Source organism: Actinoplanes sp. NPDC048791, assembly GCF_040650095.1.
Lineage (GTDB): Bacteria > Actinomycetota > Actinomycetes > Mycobacteriales > Micromonosporaceae > Actinoplanes.
The window spans coordinates 1-2344 of sequence record NZ_JBEZGQ010001191.1 but is presented as its reverse complement, the minus strand read 5'-3'; the positions used below and the strand labels follow the sequence as shown (position 1 = coordinate 2344).

Here is a 2344-nt window from a genome sequence, read left to right as displayed (position 1 = left end):
GTCGCGGCCAGCGGCGAGCCGCGGCGCGGCAAGTGCGGGCCGGACGGGGGCACGCTCGACGAGCCGGCCTGCCGGACGTACGTGGCCGTGCCGATCTGCGCCCCGGCCACCGTCGGCGACCCGCTCGTGCCCGGCGACACGTTGATCTCCGGGCGGCCGGCGACGCTGGGTGTGCTGGCCCTCTACGACCGGCTCGGCAGCGACGGTTTCGACGACGCCGACCTGCTCACCCTGCGGACCTTCGCCGGGCAGGCCGGGGTGGCCGTGCACAACGTCCGGATGCACGAGGAGGCGCAGCGGCTCTCGCTCACCGATCCGCTCACCGGGCTGTGGAACTACCGCTACCTGCGCGAGTCGCTGCGCCGCGAGGTGGAACGGGCCAGCCGCTTCGGCCGGATGCTGACCGTGCTCGTGCTCGACCTGGACCATTTCAAGGACGTCAACGACAAGTACGGGCACGCCGCCGGCGACACGGTGCTGGGGGAGTTCGCCCGGCGGATCCGGATCGGGTTGCGTGAGGTCGACGTCGCGTTCCGGCAGGGTGGCGAGGAGTTCGTGGTGCTGCTGCCGGAGACCGACGCGTACGGCGGGGTGATCGTGGCCGAGCGGCTCGGGGCCGCGGTCCGGGAGATCCCGGTGCCGATCGACGCCCGCCGGCAGGACGCGGCCACCGGGCAGCCGGTCGACCGGGTCGCGATCAGCGTCTCGATCGGCATCGCCGTCTACCCCGAGCACGGTACGACCGCGCAGCAGGTTCTCGATGCGGCTGACGACGCGCTCTACGCCGCGAAGAATGCGGGGAGAGACACCTACCGGCTGGCCGAGTCCGCGCCGGTGCCCGCGGCAACTGTGACGGATACCGCGGTTTCGGCGGGCGTACCGGAGGGGCATTTCGATCATGCGGCGGGTCCAGATGCCGTGCCGCCGGGCACGCCCGGCGGGCCACAACCGCCGCGACAGGCCCGTGGCCGATAGTCTCGCGGCATGTCCGGGCATGAACTGAGCGAAGGTGCGGTGACCCCTCAGATGACGACAGAGGCCCATGCGAGCGGCCGTCGGGCGGTGAAGGCTGTCATTCCGGCGGCCGGACTCGCGACGCGTTTCCTGCCGGCCACCAAGGCCGTGCCCAAGGAACTCCTGCCCGTCGTGGACCGCCCGGTCCTGCAGTACATCGTGGAGGAAGCCGCCGCGGCCGGGATCACCGACGTGCTGCTGGTGACCGGCCGGGGCAAGACCTCCATGGTCGACCACTTCGACCGGCGCCCCGACGTGGAGGCCCGGCTGGAGGAGAAGGGCGACCTCGAGCGGCTGGCCGCCGTCCGCCGCACCAGCGAGCTCGCCGACATCTACACCTGCCGCCAGGGCGAGCCGCTCGGCCTGGGCCACGCGGTCGGCGTCGCCGCCTCGCACATCGGTGACAACGCGTTCGCGGTGCTGCTCGGCGACGAGTTCGTCGAGGAGGACGAGCCGCTGCTGCCGTCGATGCTGGACCTGCAGGCCCGCACCGGCGGCATCGTGCTGGCCTTCATGGAGGTCAAGCCCGAGGAGACGTCGCGCTACGGCATCGCCTCGGTGCGCCCGTCCGACCTGGGCGAGGACGTCGTCGAGGTGACCGGCCTGGTGGAGAAGCCGGCCCCGGCGGACGCCCCGAGCAACCTGGCCGTGCTGGGCCGTTACATCCTGCCGGCCACGATCTTCGACGCGATCGACAACACCAAGCCCGGCAGCGGCGGCGAGATCCAGCTCACCGACGCCATGGCGGCACTGCTCGATTCCGGTACGCCGGTGCACGGCATCGTCTACCGCGGCCACCGTTACGACACCGGGATGCCGCTGGGCTACCTGCAGGCCGTCGTCGAGATCGCGGCCAAGCGGGCGGACCTGGGCGAAGAGTTCCGCGCCTGGCTGGGCGAGTTCGTCGCCGGCGGTGCCAAGGGATGACCGCTACGGCCGATGCCGAGGCGGCCGCCAACGAGCTGATGCCTCTCGCCGAATACCTGGGCAGCGTGCTGCGCAGGTTGCGGGCGCTGCCTCCGCTCGACCTCGACCTCACCCAGGCCCACGGCAACGTGCTGGCCAACGACGTGCTGGCGCCGCACCCGTACCCGGCCTTCGACCAGGCGGCCATCGACGGGTACGCGGCCCGCTGGGAGGACCTGGCGGCCGCGGGGCGGATCGGCTCGCACCCGTCGTTCGGGGCGTTCGAGGGCGGTCCGCGCCCGGTCCGCCTCAACGTCGTCGGTGACCTGGGTGCGGCCAGCTGGCGGCCGGTCCGGCTGACCCCCCGCACGTGTTTCTCGGTGGCGGCCGGTGCGCCGCGGGCGATCGGGGCCGACGTGGTCGT

2 protein-coding genes and 1 pseudogene are annotated in these 2344 nt (G+C 72.7%); all 3 read left to right on the top strand.

Annotation, left to right across the window (positions count from 1 at the left end; genetic code table 11):
* Positions 1 to 975, top strand: a 975-nt coding sequence (locus AB0C29_RS44170; protein WP_360833755.1) for a sensor domain-containing diguanylate cyclase, incomplete at its 5' end; no start/stop codon positions are given.
* Positions 976 to 1026: 51 nt separating this feature from the next.
* On the top strand, positions 1027 to 1941 hold the full coding sequence (locus AB0C29_RS44165; RefSeq protein WP_360833753.1) for a UTP--glucose-1-phosphate uridylyltransferase: 915 nt from the start codon (positions 1027 to 1029) through the stop codon (positions 1939 to 1941).
* Positions 1938 to 2344 (top strand): annotated as a pseudogene (locus tag AB0C29_RS44160) (molybdopterin molybdenumtransferase MoeA); the annotation flags it as partial. The gene AB0C29_RS44165 and the pseudogene AB0C29_RS44160, both read left to right, overlap by 4 nt.

Bases quoted from the DNA above. Each gene is read 5' to 3' on its own strand.
- AB0C29_RS44165 (WP_360833753.1), top strand. From the start codon at position 1,027: ATGACGACAGAGGCCCATGCGAGCGGCCGTCGGGCGGTGAAGGCTGTC.